The organism is Nitrospira lenta, from assembly GCF_900403705.1.
Lineage (GTDB): Bacteria > Nitrospirota > Nitrospiria > Nitrospirales > Nitrospiraceae > Nitrospira_D > Nitrospira_D lenta.
On record NZ_OUNR01000001.1, the window covers coordinates 611,324 to 628,839 of the forward strand.

The 17,516-nt window shown below is 58.6% G+C and carries 13 protein-coding genes; 8 read left to right on the forward strand and 5 right to left on the reverse strand.

All coding sequences use genetic code 11. The features are described 5' to 3' along the window. Window positions 1-343: 343 nt before the first annotated feature. The 8 genes from NITLEN_RS18770 (at window position 344) to NITLEN_RS02980 (ending at window position 13,032) form a co-directional block, all read left to right on the forward strand. Entirely contained in the window at window positions 344-592 is a 249-nt protein-coding gene (locus NITLEN_RS18770; protein WP_121988074.1) for a methylenetetrahydrofolate reductase C-terminal domain-containing protein, read from the forward strand. Between the two features lie 19 nt (window positions 593-611). Further along, complete coding sequence (queF, locus tag NITLEN_RS02950; protein WP_219999372.1) at window positions 612-1,028, forward strand: preQ(1) synthase; 417 nt, start codon at window positions 612-614, stop codon at window positions 1,026-1,028. A 216-nt stretch (window positions 1,029-1,244) separates the two neighbouring features. Further along, complete coding sequence (locus NITLEN_RS02955) at window positions 1,245-4,730, forward strand: PAS domain S-box protein (RefSeq protein ID WP_121988075.1); 3,486 nt, start codon at window positions 1,245-1,247, stop codon at window positions 4,728-4,730. Further along, window positions 4,727-5,869 carry an FIST signal transduction protein gene (locus NITLEN_RS02960; RefSeq protein ID WP_121988076.1) on the forward strand — a complete coding sequence of 381 codons (1,143 nt, stop codon included), beginning with the start codon at window positions 4,727-4,729 and terminating at the stop codon, window positions 5,867-5,869. Before NITLEN_RS02955 ends, NITLEN_RS02960 begins: the two co-directional genes overlap by 4 nt. 8 nt (window positions 5,870-5,877) lie before the next feature. After that, window positions 5,878-9,468, forward strand: coding sequence for a response regulator (locus NITLEN_RS02965; protein WP_121988077.1), 3,591 nt, complete (start codon window positions 5,878-5,880; stop codon window positions 9,466-9,468). Continuing rightward, complete coding sequence (locus tag NITLEN_RS02970; RefSeq protein ID WP_121988078.1) at window positions 9,469-11,607, forward strand: two-component system response regulator; 2,139 nt, start codon at window positions 9,469-9,471, stop codon at window positions 11,605-11,607. Window positions 11,608-11,699: 92 nt separating this feature from the next. Continuing rightward, window positions 11,700-12,515 (forward strand): symmetrical bis(5'-nucleosyl)-tetraphosphatase, encoded by an 816-nt coding sequence (locus NITLEN_RS02975; protein ID WP_121988079.1) that lies wholly within the window; start codon window positions 11,700-11,702, stop codon window positions 12,513-12,515. Beyond that, window positions 12,496-13,032 carry a DUF309 domain-containing protein gene (locus NITLEN_RS02980; protein ID WP_181416598.1) on the forward strand — a complete coding sequence of 179 codons (537 nt, stop codon included), beginning with the start codon at window positions 12,496-12,498 and terminating at the stop codon, window positions 13,030-13,032. Before NITLEN_RS02975 ends, NITLEN_RS02980 begins: the two co-directional genes overlap by 20 nt. 22 nt (window positions 13,033-13,054) lie before the next feature. Here the strand turns inward: NITLEN_RS02980 and NITLEN_RS02985 are convergent, their stop codons facing one another. The 5 genes from NITLEN_RS02985 to folD form a co-directional block, all read right to left on the reverse strand. Then, window positions 13,055-13,831 (reverse strand): sterol desaturase family protein, encoded by a 777-nt coding sequence (locus NITLEN_RS02985; RefSeq protein WP_121988081.1) that lies wholly within the window; start codon window positions 13,829-13,831, stop codon window positions 13,055-13,057. 159 nt (window positions 13,832-13,990) lie between these two features. After that, window positions 13,991-14,635, reverse strand: coding sequence for a hypothetical protein (locus tag NITLEN_RS02990; RefSeq protein WP_121988082.1), 645 nt, complete (start codon window positions 14,633-14,635; stop codon window positions 13,991-13,993). A 153-nt stretch (window positions 14,636-14,788) separates the two neighbouring features. Next, window positions 14,789-15,577, reverse strand: a complete 789-nt coding sequence (gene panB / locus NITLEN_RS02995; RefSeq protein WP_121988083.1) for a 3-methyl-2-oxobutanoate hydroxymethyltransferase — start codon at window positions 15,575-15,577, stop codon at window positions 14,789-14,791. After that, entirely contained in the window at window positions 15,577-16,464 is an 888-nt protein-coding gene (locus NITLEN_RS03000; RefSeq protein WP_121988084.1) for a methylenetetrahydrofolate reductase, read from the reverse strand. The genes panB and NITLEN_RS03000 overlap by 1 nt, the downstream gene beginning before the upstream one ends. A 137-nt stretch (window positions 16,465-16,601) precedes the next feature. Then, window positions 16,602-17,462, reverse strand: coding sequence for a bifunctional methylenetetrahydrofolate dehydrogenase/methenyltetrahydrofolate cyclohydrolase FolD (gene folD / locus NITLEN_RS03005; protein WP_121988085.1), 861 nt, complete (start codon window positions 17,460-17,462; stop codon window positions 16,602-16,604). Window positions 17,463-17,516 lie beyond the last annotated feature (54 nt).

Sequence of the window (17,516 nt, forward strand, 5' to 3'; positions counted from 1 at the left end):
GACCTTGTAGGACGATGAGGATGGACTACGCACAACCGAGTCTGATCTATCAATTGCGCCATGGCATCCTAGCAAAGCTGAAAAAAGACTGTCAATTATATATTCGGATCCGCCCCTCGACTGCCAGCACTGTGAAATACTAGAACGTCCTGATATTCAACGCAACTTCTCAGAAGGCCCACGACATTCGAAAGAAGGCCTAGGCCCAAGCCGGTGAGGTAGGCCATTCGCCCCAAAAAGAAACCTCCTGGAAGCGTCGATCCAGAAGAAGTGATCAACGCCCTGTTCGAAACTACGCCTGATCATTGCCGATCACCACCAATCCGGTTAGACTGGGAACACTATGCTCAATCGAGTCTTGATTCCCGGCGAAGACGATGCCGGAACCCATGTCGGCGGTGTGCATAAACGCCCCCCGATCCCGGATAACACGTTGAAGGCCGAATGTCCGAAATTCATGGCCCATGGCCCCTGCGGAGGCGTGCGCAAAGGAGGACTCTGCGAAGTCTATCCGGACATGAAATGTCCCTGGGTATCGATGTTTATTGAACTCGAAAAAATCGGGCAGACCGATTGGATGAAACAACTCTAGAAGACATGAGGCGTGACTCGTGAAACGTGAATCAGCGCGACGCACATCGAAAACGACAAAATTGGGGTACAACGAACGGCATGCGAAAAGCGGTATCACCGCGCCATTACCTAGCATCGAAACATTCCCGAACCAGTATAAGGGCTACGAAATCACGATTGAGATTCCCGAATACACCGCGATCTGCCCCAAAACCAACCTACCGGATTTCGGCACCGTGACCATTCACTACATGCCCAACAAAGCCTGCCTCGAACTCAAATCCCTCAAGATGTATATCCACGCCTACCGAGATCTCGGTATTTTCTATGAGAACGCCGTCAATCGGATCCTCCACGATGTCGTGGCATCCTGCCGGCCCGTCTGGGCCACCGTCACCGGCGGATTTACCGCGCGCGGAGGCCTGTCGAGCAAAATCGAAGCGAAATACCCATAAAACATCAAAACCTCTCTGCCTCTGCTCCTCCCTAGCGACGCCCTCTTCCTTCTTGTCATCAACACACTCGTATCAAACATCTCGAAACCGGTCTCAGATGGGCCGGTGAGCTAAAACCCCGCGAAGTCTTGCAGATTAAGCCCCTTCGGCCACCTGCCGATAAGAAGGAGAGGGATCGGTCGCCGCTCCCATCTTTTGTTTTTATCGGGGAACCGCATGACGCCATCGCTGAAACCGTCGACGGGAATACAAACGCCTTCATCCTTCACCATCCGGCTTGGAATGCTCATGGGTGCTGCAATTCTCGCGACCGGCGGATTTACCCTCGCCGTCTACGACACCATTGAGACCGTGCAAATTCGCGGACCGCTCTATACGCAAATCGTCGAAAGCAAAGATCTGGCGGCGAATGCACTCCCCCCCACACTGTATATCGTCGATTCCTATCTCGTGACACTGGAGCTGCTGAGCGCCTCCCCTTCAATGCGCACCGTGCTCGTGGAGCAATTCCGTCAACTCGAGCAAGCCTTCCTGACCAAGCAATCCGAATGGCACACCCGCCTGCCCCCAGGACCGTTACGAGACACCCTCGCCGAATCGTCTGGACGGTGGGCACGAGAATTCTACGAACACTGGCATCGCAATTTCCTCCCCGCCCTTGAACGCGGGGATACCCGCGCCATGACAGATCTCGTGTTCGGTCCTCTCGGCTATCAGTTTGCACAGCACCGCCTGGCAATCACGAACCTCGTCCAGCTCGCCGACAGCCAACGCCGCCAAGCCGAAGAAGACGCCCATACCGTCCTGACCGCTAGAACGTATCTTCTCGGAAGCCTGGGCCTTGGCCTCATCGGCGTAATTTTCCTCGTTGGCTGGTTGATCAACCGCCGGGTGAGCGCGCCTCTCCTGCTTAGCCTTCAGGATAGCGAAGAGCAGACCCGTTCCATTGTGGCCAACGCGCTAGATGCCATCATCGTCATGGACGATCAAGGACGGATTATCGACTGGAATCCACAGGCCGAACAGATCCTAGGGTGGACCAAAAGTGAAGTGCTTGGGCGAATACTCTCGGATACGATCATTCCCCCGCAATATCGCGAGGCTCACCGTGAAGGCTTACAACAGTACCTGGCCACGGGCAAAGGCCCGGCGCTAGGGAAACGGCTGGAATTAGTCGCCCTGCGCGCGGATGGGACCGAGTTTCCAATTGAACTGGCGATTACCCCACTCAAACTGACATCGCGGACAACCTTTAGCGGATTCATCAGAGATATTTCCGAGAGAACGCAATGGGAAGAAAAGCTGCGCATCGTGGTGGAATCTGCGCCAAGCGGAATGGTGCTCGTCGATCACTCGGGCATCATCCGCATGGTGAACGCTGAACTGGAACGAACCTTCGGCTATCCCCGCACCGAACTTTTGGGCCAGCCCATTGAAGTCCTGGTTCCAGAAGCGATCCGCCGCCAACATGTCAAAGATCGCACCGCATTTATGGCTCAGCCCCGCTCACGGGCAATGGGGACGGGACGTGAACTGAAGGGACGGCGAAAAGACGGCTCAGAGTTTCCCCTTGAAGTGGGACTGACCTCGGTGCAGACCGCAACCGGACTCATCATCATCGCAACGATCATGGATGTGACGGAGCGAAAGCAGATAGAAACCGCCCTCCGCCAGGCGAAGGAAACCGCCGAAGCCGCAAGTCTTGCCAAATCTCAGTTTCTTGCCAACATGAGCCACGAGATCAGGACCCCGATGAACGGCGTCCTTGGCATGGCGGAATTGCTGCTGAACTCGTCATTGACCGAAAGGCAGCGGCATCTTGCCGACAGTGTGCACCGCTCCGGGACCGCCTTACTCGGCATCATCAATGACATTTTGGACTTCTCGAAGATCGAGGCCGGCAAGCTGGTGCTGGAACAGATCGAGTTCGGGCTCCGGGATACGATCGCGGAAGCCGTCGAGCTTTTCGCCGAACCGGCCGGCGAAAAAGGGGTGGAGTTGACCTGCTACATTCCCGACAACATTCCAGACAATGTCATCGGCGACCCCGTCCGGCTGCGGCAAGTCCTCCTTAACCTCGTGGGGAACGCCGTGAAGTTCACTCCCCATGGCGAGGTGGCAGTCCGCGTCGCGCTCCTGAGGCAGGCAAATGAGACGCTCCTGCTAAAAGTTGAGATTGCCGACACCGGATTTGGCATCCCCCCTCAGGTCCAATCACGGCTCTTCACCGCATTCTCCCAAGCCGACGGCTCCACGACCAGACGTTTTGGAGGCACCGGCCTGGGCCTGGCGATTGTCAAACAACTGGTCCTACTCATGGGCGGCGAGGTCGGCCTGACGAGCTCCTCGAAACAGGGATCGACGTTCTGGTTTACCACGCACCTGGGCTGGACCGCCCAGTACCCCCCCGTCGAGATACCCGACCGCGTGTTAGACCACATGAAAATCTTGGTGGTCGACGACAATGAGACCAACCGCTACATCCTGGAGTCCCACCTCACAGCCTGGGGGGCCGAGACCGTTACGGCCGAATCCGGCACCGTCGCGCTGGCCCACCTGCGCAAGCAGGCCGGCAACCAGACACCATTCGATTTAGCGATTCTCGATATTCACATGCCCGACATGGATGGCTTCACGCTCGCCCAAGCCATCAAGGCGGATCCTACCATCCGCTCGGTGGATCTGCTCGCACTAAGTTCCATCGACAGCCAGGCCTACGGCAGGGACGGCGCAGTGCCGGAGTTTTCTGCCTGGCTCAGAAAACCTGTTCGGCAATCACTCCTGAAGGACTGCCTGCGCCGCCGACAGCAGGGACAGTCCGCGCTCCCAGCTGTTCAGACGCTGGCACCCCGGCCGACACCGGCGCAGGCCGGCTCGCCCCCACTCCGTGGCCACGTACTTCTCGTCGAAGACAATCCTGTCAATCGTGAAGTCTCCACCGGCATGCTCGAACTCCTGGGCTATCAGGTCACCGTCGCCGAAGACGGCCAGCAGGCCATCGCCGCGTCCACCACACAGTCCTTCCATCTCATTCTCATGGATTGCCAGATGCCGATCATGGATGGATTCACGGCCACGGCAAAGATTCGCGCGCGAGAAGCACAGACGCCTCTCGCGCGAACCCCGATCATCGCGCTGACTGCCAATGCCATGGACGGTGATCGGGATCGCTGCCTGGAAGCGGGCATGGACGACTACCTCAGTAAACCATTTTCTCAACAGGCCCTGGGAGATCTGCTGTCTCGCTGGTGCCTTTCCCGAAACCAGGCGCAGGCATCTCCGGCTGGCATACCGATGGCAACACCAACAGCCAGCGAGCAACACCCATCGCCGACGACACACGTTGACCGCACCGCATGGGCCACGATCACCGCGCTCCAGCGACCGGATCAGCCGAATCTGCTGCACAAGACGATCGGTCTCTATCTCATGAGTTCCCAGGCCCAAATCGACGGGCTCCGTCAGGCGCTTCAGGACGGGAGTCCTCAAGCCATGATCACTCAGGCCCACACGCTCAAATCATCGAGCGCCATGCTTGGAGCAACAAACCTGGCCAACCTCGCAAGTCAACTGGAACAGGCGTGCCGAACCAATCACGTAGAGCACACCGATCGGCTGGTTGCGCGCATCGACGAAGAATATCAGCAGGTCTGTGCCATTTTTCGCCGTGAACTGACGGCATCATCTAAGGAGGCTGCATGAAACTCTCGACCTTCACCTATCCGGCATCCCGTCAAACCCCGGTCGAGACCTACCCGCTCACGGATCCGGCTCGCACACTTGTCATTCTGTTCGGCCCGTCGCATTTGCTGAATACGCCGGCTCCCATTCAAACAATCCTGGCCGCCTACCCCGGCGCCGCAGCCATCGGCTGCTCCAGTTCAGGGGAAATCTTTGGCACGCAGGTTCAGGATGACACTCTGGTCGTCGGACTCTTAGAGTTCGGCTCCACCACGGTCCGAACCGCGTCTGCCCATGTCACCACTCCCGGCCATTCCTTCGAAGCCGCGCAAGCTCTGGCAACCCGCCTTATCGATCCGGCGCTCCGCGGCGTCTTGGTGCTCTCCGATGGACTAGGTGTCAACGGCAGCGAACTGATCCGTGGACTGAACACCGTACTCCCGCCACATGTCGTGGTCTCGGGCGGTTTGGCCGGCGACGGCAGCCGGTTCAAACAAACGTGGGTGGTGAAAGACGGGCTGCCCGTCTCTGGATACATCACCGCGGTAGGATTCTATGGCTCCGCGATCCGGCTTACACATGGCTCCAAAGGCGGATGGGACCTCTTCGGACCGGAACGGCTCATCACTCGTTCACGCGGGAATGTCCTCTACGAACTGAACCAAAAACCGGCGCTTCAGCTCTATAAAGACTACTTGGGCACACTCGCCAGCGGGCTGCCCGGCACCGCCCTCCACTTTCCGCTGGCGATCCGGCACACCCGAGACGAGACCAAACGCCTGGTCCGCACCATCCTGGCCATCGACGAAGACGCTCAGTCCCTGACATTCGCGGGCGATATGCCGGAAGGAGCCTATACCCAATTCATGCGCGCCAATTTCGACCGCTTGATTCAAGGCGCCTCCGATGCCGCCACCCTGGCGGCGATACCGGGAGGCGACTCCACGCCAACTCTGTCGATTGCCATCAGCTGTGTCGGACGGCGCCTCGTGCTGGGAGAACGAACCGAAGAGGAAGTGGAAGCGGTCTTCGACATGTTGCCGAAAGGGGCCGCACAGATCGGGTTTTACTCGTATGGCGAGATCTCTCCCTACAGCACGGGACACTGCGATCTCCACAATCAAACCATGACCCTGACGACAATTTCAGAGGCCGCCTGAGACCGAGTATGCACCCGCTCCTGCAACGACAACTCAAACGGTTGGGGCTCGACCCGGTGACGGGCCCCACGGACTCGGCAGGCTGGCGCGCCATGCTCGATCGCGTCAGCCTCAGCTATACCGAAAACGATCAAGGCCGAGCCCTGTTGGAACAATCCCTCGACGTCACCTCTCGGGAGATGCAGGACCTATACGAAGACCTCCGGCGATCCGGAGAAACAGAGCTGGCAGGAGAGCGCACGAAACTCGAAGCCGTGCTCCACTCACTCGGCGACGGGCTCTGCGTCGTCGATGCCCAGTGGAAGATCGTCCTCATGAATCCGCAAGCCGAAGAATTATTCGGCGCACCCCTGGCGAGTCTGGCCGGGCAGCCGGCGTACCGCTTCCTCTCGCCGGGTCCCGAAGAGTTCAGTCACGACTGTCTCATCACGGATACCTCGATCCCGCCGCTCGAACAAGGCCGTCCCTTCCGCACCGATGGCGGTATTCTCTTGCGGAACGATGGCCAGATGGTGCCGATCTCGCTCGCAGTCACACCTGTCTCAACCCAAGGCGTGGTGAACGGCGCCGTGCTGGTATTCCGGAATATCACCGCTCAAAAGCAGGCGGACGAACAGCGGACAGAGAGCGCATCGCTGCTCCGGCGGGTGCAGGCCGGGCTGCTGGAATTAGCCACGAATACAGATCTCTATCGCGGAGAACGCTCCGACGCCTTTCATGTCATTACGCGAGTCGCGTCACAGAGCCTCCGCGTGGCCCGCGCCAGCATCTGGTTTTTTACGGAGGGGCACGCCGCCATTCGCTGCGCCGACCTGTTCGAACAAGCAACCGACACGTATTCGAACGGACTCGAACTGCCCGCGACCAGTTTCCCTCGCTATTTTGAAGCACTCGCGGCGGAAGAGGTCATCGTCGCCAACCAGGCCCAAACCGACCCCATCACATCCGAATTCACAACCAACTATCTCATCCCGCTCGGGATCACCTCCATGATGGACATGCCCATTTGGGCTGAAGGCACGATGGTCGGCGTCATCTGCCATGAACATATCGGACCCGCCAGAGTCTGGACGGCGGAAGAACAGCAATTCGCCACCTCGGTGGCGAATACGGTGGCCTTGGTCTTGGAAGCCACGGATCGCCGCAAGGCCGAGCAGGCACTCCGCGACCTCTCCTCATTCCAGAGAGCCATGCTGGACAATGCCGGGCATGCCATTATTTCCACCACGCCCGAGGGGATTATTCGTCTCTTCAATCCTGCGGCTGAATCGTTACTCGGCTATTGCGCGGACGCACTGATCGGCATACAGACGCCCGCCTTGTTTCATGACCCCGAGGAAGTCGCCGCGCGCGCACGGCTCTTCTCGGCAGAACTCAACCGCTCGATCGAACCGGGGTTCGACGTCTTGGTCGAAAAGAGCCGGCTGGGTCTGCACAATGAGCATGAGTGGACCTATATCCGGAAGGATGGCACTCGCCTGACGGTGTTGCTGAACATCACCGCGATTCAAAATGCAGACGGACACATCACCTCGTTTTTAGGAATCGCCTCAAACATTACCTCGCTGAAGATCGTTGAACGCGAGCTGATCACGGCCAAGGAAGCGGCAGAGACCGCGAATATCGCCAAATCGCAATTTCTCGCGAATATGAGCCACGAAATCAGAACCCCCATGAACGGCATCCTCGGGCTGTCGGCGCTCTTGCGACAAACGCCCTTGAGCCCCAAGCAGCAACGCTTGACGGACACGATTGTACGATCCGGCAACTCGCTCCTGGACATCCTCAACGACATTCTCGATTTTTCGAAGATCGAAGCGGGCAAGCTGGAACTGGAACACACCGACTTCCACTTGCGCATGCTGGTCGACGACGTACTCGAATTGTTTGCGCCCTCCGCGCATCGGAAGCATCTGGAGCTCATTGCCGACAGCGCCGACAGCGTCCCCGTCTTCGTCAAGGGAGACCCCGCTCGACTCCGCCAGATTTTGATCAATCTGATCGGCAATGCCATTAAGTTCACGGCTCAGGGTGAAGTGATCGTGAATATCGTCAGTATTGCGGAAGGAAACCACCAATCCGTCCTCTGCTTCTCAGTCAAAGACTCCGGCGTCGGCATCACCCCCGATGCCTTGCACAACATTTTTCAACCGTTTTCACAAGCCGATGGATCGACGACGCGAAAATACGGCGGCACGGGACTCGGCCTCACCATTGCCAAACAACTCGTGGCGTTTATGGGAGGAGAAATCTGGGCTGAGAGTCAGGTCGGATCGGGGGCGACCTTCTTCTTTACCGTGCACCTCGCCCATTCGTACCTGAGTGGCATCGGCACGCCAGATTTACACCAGATCCTGCCAACCCAGCGCGTCCTGGTCGTGGATGACAGCCGCCCCGCCCGCCTCTCACTGGACCGCCAACTGCGCAGCTGGGGCATCCCCTCTACGGTGGCTGAGTCAGGCCCCGTCGCTCTGCCCCTGCTGGCAGAAGCGATAGAAGATGGCCGCCCCTATGATACGGTCGTCATCGATTTGGACATGCCCGGCATGAACGGACTCGACACCGTTCGCGCCATCCACGACACACTTCAGCGCCATCGCCCCCGCGTGATCCTCATGACACCGGTCGAGCGAGTGGACGTCGCGGAAGACCACACCGGGCTGATCGCGGCCACCCTCACAAAGCCCGTGAGGCCCTCCGACCTTCACCGAGCCCTCTCCGGCCAAACCGTCTTGGTCCCCACGTCCCCTCATCCCCATGAGCAGGATGACCGGACACCCGCCACACCTCAGGGCTCGATTCTCCTCGCGGAAGACAACGCCGTGAACCAAGAGGTCACACTGGGCATGCTAGAGGTGCTGGGATGCACCGCCACAGCCGTTGAGAATGGACGACGTGCGATCAGCCTGCTGGCGAGCCAGCCCTTTTCCGTCATCCTCATGGATTGCCAAATGCCGGAGATGGATGGATTTGAAGCCACCCGGGTCATCCGTAAACAGGAAGAGAATACCGGCAGGAGGATTCCAATCGTGGCCCTCACCGCCCATGCCCTGCAAGGCGATCGGGAGCTCTGCCTTGCGGTCGGGATGGACGACTATCTGAGTAAACCCTTTACGATCGAACAGCTGAGGACCGTGATTCATCGATGGCTACCGACTTCTCCGCAATCGACTCCAACGGATTCACCGCACCCCCCCCTCGCGTCCTCACCGGCTCCGGCCCTTCAACCCACTGAATCTCCAGTAGATCCAAAGAGCTGGGACAGCATCACCAACCTCCAGCGCCCCGGCCAGCCTGATCTGCTGGCCAAAGTCATCGGCCTCTATCTCAAGGATTCGCAAGCGTTGGTCGATAAGATACTAGCGGCCACGGCAGAGAAAGACTTCGCCCCTCTGCGGGACACCGCCCACAGCTTGAAGTCGCGCAGTGCGACGCTCGGAGCCTGGCAGGTCGCGGAGCTGTGCAAACAGTTGGAAACGGGAGCTCGCGAGCAAACCTTAGCCTGGCCAGAAGCCGAACGGACGGCCAAGCAGCTACAACAGACCTTCACCGCGACCTGCACCATCTTTGAAAATGAACGACAGAGGAGAGCCGCATAAATGAATGCTACCCCACTAGCCCTTATTGTTGACGACGACATCACCTTGCGCGTCCTCGCGCGGGAAGCGCTGGAACAAGCCGGGTGCCGCGTTGAAGATGCCGCAACGGGACAAGAAGCGCTCGACGCCTTTCAACGAGAGACACCCGATATCATCCTTTTGGATGTCGTCATGCCGGGGATGGACGGATTCGCTACCTGCGCGGCCCTTCGGAAACTGCCATGCGGAGCCTCCGTGCCCATTCTCATCATGACCGGCCTCGACGACGTGAAGTCCATCACCACGGCGTACGACGCCGGCGCAACCGACTTTGTGACGAAGCCGTGGAACGCCCTCGTGCTCAGCCACCGGGTCCGCTATATGCTGCGAGCCAGCCAAGCCGTGACGGAACTCCTGGAGCGAGAGATGAGCCTGGCTGAAGCCCAGCGGATCGCCCGCCTGGGCAACTGGCGCTGGAACTTGGCGACGAACCGGTTTATCGCCTCTACCGAAACGTTCCGCATTCTGGGCATTCATGCGGACCCCTATTCCACAACGCTGTCGTTTGAGGAATTCGTCAGCCATATTCACGAAGCGGATCGGCCGGCGGTCGAGGCCGGCATCCGCCAAGCGATTGCCACGGGAGCCCCATTTCGCCAGGACCATCGCGTCCACATGCCCACAGGCGATACCCGAATCGTGCATCACTATGCCGAGGTAGCCTTCGAACAAGGCGGCGCAGCCACCAGCGTCGTCGGGACGATTCAAGATATTACCGATCAGAAAAAAGCCGAAGCCCAGATTCATTTTCTGTCAAACTACGACCGCCTCACCCAACTACCCAATCGCCAACTGTTCCAGGATCGTGTCACCCAAGCCCTGGCCATACAGAAACGTCATGACACCAACGACGCCATTCTCCTCGTCAATCTCGACCGATTCCAACGCTTTAACGATACCCTCGGCCCAAAATACGGTGATGCGATTCTCCGCGAAGTGGCCGAACGACTGCTCCATTGCGTCCGCCAGTCCGACTCAGTGGGCTGGCACGAGGATCAGGAGCCTGTCACCCTCTCCCGGCTGGGCGGGGACGAATTCACCGTGCTCCTGACCCATCTGGCTTCAGCACAGAGTGCCGCGAAGGTCACGCAGCGGATTCTGGAATCTCTCCGTGAGCCCTATCACATCGACGGACGCCAGGTGGTGGTCACAGCCAGCATCGGCATTGCGTTACTCCGGCAGGATGGGGACGATGTCGACACGCTGCTCCGCAACGCGGACGCGGCCGTCCAGGCGGCGCAGGAGAAAGGACGAAACACCTATCAGTTCTATTCCCAATCGATGAACGTGGCCCTGGCAGAACGGCTGAGTCTGGAGTCGGACCTTCGCCAGGCCTTGGAGCGCAGCGAATTTGTGCTGTACTACCAGCCCCAAGTCGACATTCGCCGATGGGAGGTCGTCGGCGTCGAAGCCCTCATCCGCTGGCAGCACCCGGTACGAGGCATGGTATCGCCCTTGACCTTTATTCCGCTGGCCGAAGAAGTCGGGTTGATCGACCAAATCGGACAATGGGTGTTGCGCACCGCCTGTGCGCAGCAGGTCGCCTGGAGAGCCTACGGTCTCAGCGAGATCTCTATCGCGATCAACCTGTCGGGAGTTCAGTTTCAGCAAGCGGATCTTGTGGAGTCCATTCGCACAATCGTCCGTGAGACGGGGGCCAATCCTGCCGGTTTGGAATTGGAACTGACGGAAAGCACCGCCATGCACGACGCGGAAAATGCAGTCGTCGTTTTTCAGCAACTCAAAGCCATGGGGTTCAGCCTGTCCATTGACGACTTTGGCACCGGCTATTCTTCGCTGGCCTACCTCAAGCGCTTCCCCATCGACACCATCAAGATCGATCGGGCCTTCGTCAAAGACCTCGCGTCAGAATCCGAACAAGCTGCAATTGCCATTGCCATCATCGCCATGGCGCACGGACTGAAGCTTCGCGTGCTGGCCGAGGGAGTCGAAACTCAGCCGCAACTCGACATCCTCCGCAACCAAGGGTGCGATGCCATTCAAGGGTACTTCTTCAGCCATCCCTTGCCGGCCGACCTTGTCGAGCAATTGATCCGCGACCTCCGCGCGAAAGCCACTCACGAGCGGCCGGCCGCATAGCGCCCGGCCGCGCCTACGATTCGCGCACGCCAGCTTGTATTTCGAGGCCGCTCACGATACTCTCGCGCGATCTTCGATTTCACTTCTGCACCATGGCCATTTACGCAATCGGTGACATCCACGGCTGCGCGCGCTCCCTGGAGCAATTGCTCGATCTCATCCGGTTTGATCCGTCCGTAGACCGCCTCTGGTGCGTCGGCGATCTGGTCAATCGCGGTCCGGATTCCCTTGGCGTCCTTCGCTATCTCACACAGCTTGGCCCCGCCGCACAAATCGTCCTGGGCAACCACGATTTGTTCCTGCTGGCCGCCGCTGAAGGACTCGTGGCCCTGCGGCCGAAAGACACGATCCAAGACATCCTGGCCGCCGAGGATCGCACGGAACTGTTGGCGTGGCTCAGGCAACAACCGTTGCACCATCATGAAGGCGCCTACTTCATGGTCCACGCTGGCCTCTTGCCGCAATGGTCGATCGACGAGGCCGCCCGCTTAGCCAGGGAAGTCGAGCACACGCTGGCCGGACCGGAATCGCGACTTTTCCTTCAAGCCCTCTTTCAGGGGAACACTCCACAGTGGAGTGCGGCATTGACCGGCTATGAACGGCTGGCCGCCGTCACCCGCGCCCTCACCCGGCTGCGTACCTGCACCGAGGAAGGCGTCTTGTCTGGATTTTCCGGCTCTCCGGACGACGCCCCACACGGACACCTTCCCTGGTTCCGCATTCCGAGCCGGCGCAATAGCGATCATACGATTCTCTTTGGCCATTGGGCCGCGCTCGGCTTGCACATCGAACCCAATATTTTGGGATTGGACAGTGGCTGTGTGTGGGGCCGGCAATTGACGGCGATCCGGCTGAATGATCGGACCCTGTTCCAGGTGGAGTATGCGGATGACCGTGGCCGGAGTTGAGCCATCCCCCGCCAACCCGAATTGGCCTCGCTATTCATCCAACCCCTTCCCCGCCTATCGGTTCGTTCCAGGGAACAGTCCCCACCCGCGACGGAATCCACAAGGCCATTCGTTTGGATGTCCCGAGCCAAGTCCAACGCCCTGCGGCCCAGAGGAATGGTCCCAGTCTGAAGACTATCGTTTTGGAATCGATTTATATAATTTCGCGTACTGGTGGGAATGTCATGAGGTCTTTGAAGGGTTTTGGCATACCGTGGGACGAAAGACTGAACAGGGGCTGTTCTTCCAAGCACTGATTCAACTGGCAGCGGCGAACTTGAAACGACATACCCGCCATCTCAGTGCGGCAGAAAACCTCTTACGCACGAGCCATCAAAAGTTTTATGGAATGCCCCTTTTCTATATGGGGCTCGACATTGCTGACCTCAGGAACCGACTTACCGCACAGATCACAACCGAACAGGCTCCTCCCATCCTCTTAGAGTTGAGGCTTACCAACGACTATCCGCACCCGTGAACGGCCATCGATCTGTCCAACGTCACACCCCTACCGCAAGCCGCACAAGCGGAACCTCTTCTCCGATCCCGAAGGTCAACGGTTCTGTGATGCTATCAGGATCCACATAGGTCCTAAATAACCGGTCCCATACCGTAAACAGCGCCGCGAGGTTCGCCTTGTAATGAAGGGGGCTATCGCTGTGATGGATGTGGTGGTATCGCGGGGTGACGACGAACCACTCCAGCCAATTGGACCGCCAGGTCACATTCACGTGCATCCAATCGTTCTGGAATGAGTTAAATGCCCCGATGGCAAGATACATCCACCAGGGAGGCAGATCTAAGAAAGAATAGGCAAAAATATAGGGAAGATTGACAAGGACCTGCTGCGGGATAGTGGTCCGCACACCAGCCAGCCAGTACATGTACGTCGGCGAATGGTGCCACTTGTGAATCCTCCACAGCGCCTTGTGATGCATGAGGCGATGAATCCAATAATGTCCGAGATCGGCAACGACAAGGTAGCAGGCCACGCGCAACACGAGAGGCAGCGTCAATATCGCGTCGGGAAGATGCGGCCGAAGATAGACCCACTCATTGATCTGGTTCGCGACCGGAAACACGACAAACTGATACACAAGAAATACCGTCAAGTCGTACGGAAAGACCTTGCGATAGGCCACAGGTCTGGCCGGTCTCCAGATTTCAATTGCCGTAATGCCGACGACTCGTGCGAGGAACAGCAGGGGGAAAAAGAGATTATTGTCGAGAATGAACTGACGAAACTCTCTGCTAAACAACCACTCGATCCATTCCATCCGGACAGCCCCTTCCAGTCGTAAGGGGCTACTGTAGCAGACTACCCTTTACCCGTCCCCCCCTCTTTCGAGAGAGTATAGGTTCCAGAAGACGCCGTTACAGCATCTCCGGACAGGCTCTTCGCTATCGGATTTGTGAGGAGAAACGACGAGACCGTCTTATTCCACGACGCGTTGGATCACACGAAGCTGTCCACGATCGTGCCACAATTCAATCCAGGGCGGAGAGTCCCGCCAGGTCCAGAGAAGCAACTGACGATCTGGCCGCTCATCCCAGTCTCCGACTCGCCAGGGCGTTGGCCAGCCGCCCAGCACCGCATCGATGGCGCGGCCCTCCAAATCTAATTGCTCCTGATACGCCGCGGCGCAGGCCACCGTGATCCGATGGTCTCTGAACTGCGAGCTATAGCCCCACTCCGGCTGCCATTGATTCGCGCGCAGCCACGCTTGAACCGCAGCAGACCCATACCGGAAGATCGCGTCCAGCGGCGGAAAGCAGGTGGCCGGTTGCGCGTATAGCTTGATCCCGTCCGGGATCGCCGGCAGCGCAGCCTGCTGATTGACCAGAACCAGCCCTGTCGTCCGATCTTCTTGATTGGTATAGACGCTGATACAGCCGGTCAATCCATGCTCTCCAGGCACGGCCCGACACGAGACAGAGAGCCAGTGGCGGAATCGAGCATCCCGCAGAGGAACGACGCCCATCCCGCCCCAGACTCCGGCATAGTCGCTTCCGTCACGAGTCAGATGGACACAAGGCCTCGCGAGTGTGTGCCCTTCTTGTACAAGCTCGTCGGACGTCATCCCTCACTCCAATCGAATCGGTCAACCGCTCCTGCGCCCGCACCGATCGGCAGGGCTCGACGACAACGACTCAACCCCGCGCGGACTGATCGAAACAGATAGGGCAGGGCCGGGAATCGGGAATGCTGTACGGCCACGCTCCGAACAGAGGACTCAGTGATAGGATTCGGCGTCGCTCGGAAACCTCCCGAGTTCGACTTCTTCCTTGAACTGCCGCAGCGCCTGCAACGCATCGGTCTTCAGATGGGCATACGGCTTGACGAATTTAGGAACGAAGTCATCGAAGAGACCGAGGAGATCGTAGAGCACTAATACTTGTCCGTCACAATGCGGACCGGCTCCGATCCCGATCGTGGGGATCGACAGCTCCGCCGTGATGCCCTTCGCCAGCGCCGCCGGAATGGCCTCCAGGACAATTCCAAATGCTCCGGCAGCTTCCAACGCCTTCGCGTCGGCCATCAACTCCGTGGCCCGATCCTTGGCTTTTCCCTGCACCTTGTAACCGCCGTACTGATTCACTGACTGAGGCGTCATACCGATATGCCCCATCACGGGGATGCCCACCGCGGTCATCGCCTCGACCCGGTCGGCCATCGCCTGTCCCCCTTCGAGCTTCACCGCCTGCGCGCCGACCTGAATCAAGCGTCCGGCATTCCGCAGCGCATCTTCTTTGCTCGCCTGATAGGACATGAAGGGCATGTCGCCGATCACCAGCGCCTGTTGCGCCGCACGGGCGACCAGCCCCGTGTGGTACAGCATCTCCTCCATGGTGACGGAGATCGTATTGGCCTGCCCCTGTACCACCACGCCCAGCGAATCTCCGACCAGAATGGCGTTGATGCCGGCCTGTTCCACAATGCGAGTGAAGAGCGCATCGTACGCGGTCACGACAGTGAGCTTCTTGCCCTGACTCTTGTGCTGTTGAAATTCAGGAATTGTCATCAGCCGAGCTGAGCCTTCGTAATGATGTCTGCGAGGCGATGGGTGCCCTTGATCGCCATAATGTGAACTCCGTCGCAATGCGCGCGCACCGCATTGATGGTCCGCACGGCGATCTCCACGCCCACATCTTCCGCCTTGTCGCCGGCGGCTTTTAATTCGTCGATCATCTCCTGCGGCACCGACACGCCGGGAATATTGGCGTTCATAAACTCCGCCATCTTGTGATTCCGCAGGAGAAGAATGCCCGCCAACACTTTGACCTTGTAGGGCCGCACGGCTGTCATGAAGGTCGCAAACAAGTCAGGATTGTAGATCGCCTGCGTTTGAAAGAACTGCGCTCCAGCTTTGACCTTCACGTCGAATTTGGCCAGCATCGGCCCGACCGGGTCAGCTTCCGGAGTCACTGCGGCGCCGATCGTGAAGGCCGTCGAGCCATCTAACTTATTGCCCGCCATATCATGGCCGTTGTTGAGGCCCTGCACCAACTGCATGACCTGCACGGAATCGAGATCGTAAACCGGCTTAGCCTCTTTGTGATCGCCGACAGTGGGATAATCACCGGTCAGACAAAGAATGTTGCGGATGCCGAGCATATGGGCGCCCATGAGATCGGACTGCATGGCGATCCGGTTCCGGTCGCGACAGGTCAGCTGCATCACCGGATCATGGCCCAATTCATAGAGCAACCGACAGACCGGCATCGACCCGGCCCGCACGACGGCGGCCGTGTTGTCGGTCACATTGACGCCATGCACACGCCCGACCAGTGATTTGGCACTCTCCAGCACCTTTGAGATGTTGGTGCCCTTTGGCGGATTGTACTCAATCGTCACGGCAAACTGCCCGCTACTCAAGACCTCGCTCAACCGCCGCGGTTCTTTACTCATGCATCTCCCTCACCCTTATCCACTCCCCTACTTCATCCCTTACCCTGTTGTAGGAGGACTGGAGGCTCTCCACTGCGCGCATTGACCGAGCACATTCTGATCGTGCGCGGGCAGCGAGCAAGAGAGCCTCCGGTCTCCTACAACATCCCCGCCATTCGCTTCGCCGACTCCACCGTATTCGCAAGCAACATGGCAATCGTCATAGGGCCGACGCCGCCGGGCACCGGGCTGATCCAGCCTGCCTTCTGGCTCACTGGTTCAAAATCGACATCGCCGCAGAGTTTTCCGTCCGTCCACCGATTGGTCCCGACGTCAATGACAACCGCGCCTTCTTTCACCATATCAGCCGTGACAAACTTGGCTTTCCCAATCGCGACCAGCAAGAGATCCGCCTCACGGCAGACTCCGGGCAAATCCTTGGTCTTCGAATGGCAAATCGTCACGGTGGCGTTGCGCTGCAACAGCATGAGCGCCAGCGGCTTCCCCACAATATTGCTACGGCCCAGAACCACCGCGCGCTTCCCTTCAATGCCGACACCGGTAGACTCGATCATCTTGATGACACCCTTCGGAGTGCAGGCTTCAAAGACCGGATTCCCTTCGACCAGCCGGCCGAAATTATAGGGATGGAATCCATCGGCATCCTTGTCCGGCGACACCGCCTCAAGCACGACGCGACTCTCGATGTGTTTGGGAAGCGGGAGCTGAACCAAGATGCCGTGAATCTTGGGATCCGCGTTCATCTTCTCAATCAAGGACAACAACTCTGCTTGCGTCGTGCTGGCAGGTAACTTGTGGTCGTCGATATAGATGCCTGCCGCCTCGCAGGCTTTCTGCTTACTCTTCACATACTGATGCGACGCGGGATCGTCACCCACTAGAATCGTGGCGAGACCCGGCTTGACCCCGGTCTTTGCCAGAACCGCCGCTGAATCAATTGCCAGCCGATCGCGAACTTGCTGCGCCAATGCCTTCCCGTCGATGAGTCGTGCTCCCACAATTCCCTCCCTGAATTCAAGCGGTTGGCCTTCAAAACCGTAGGCACCTTAGCA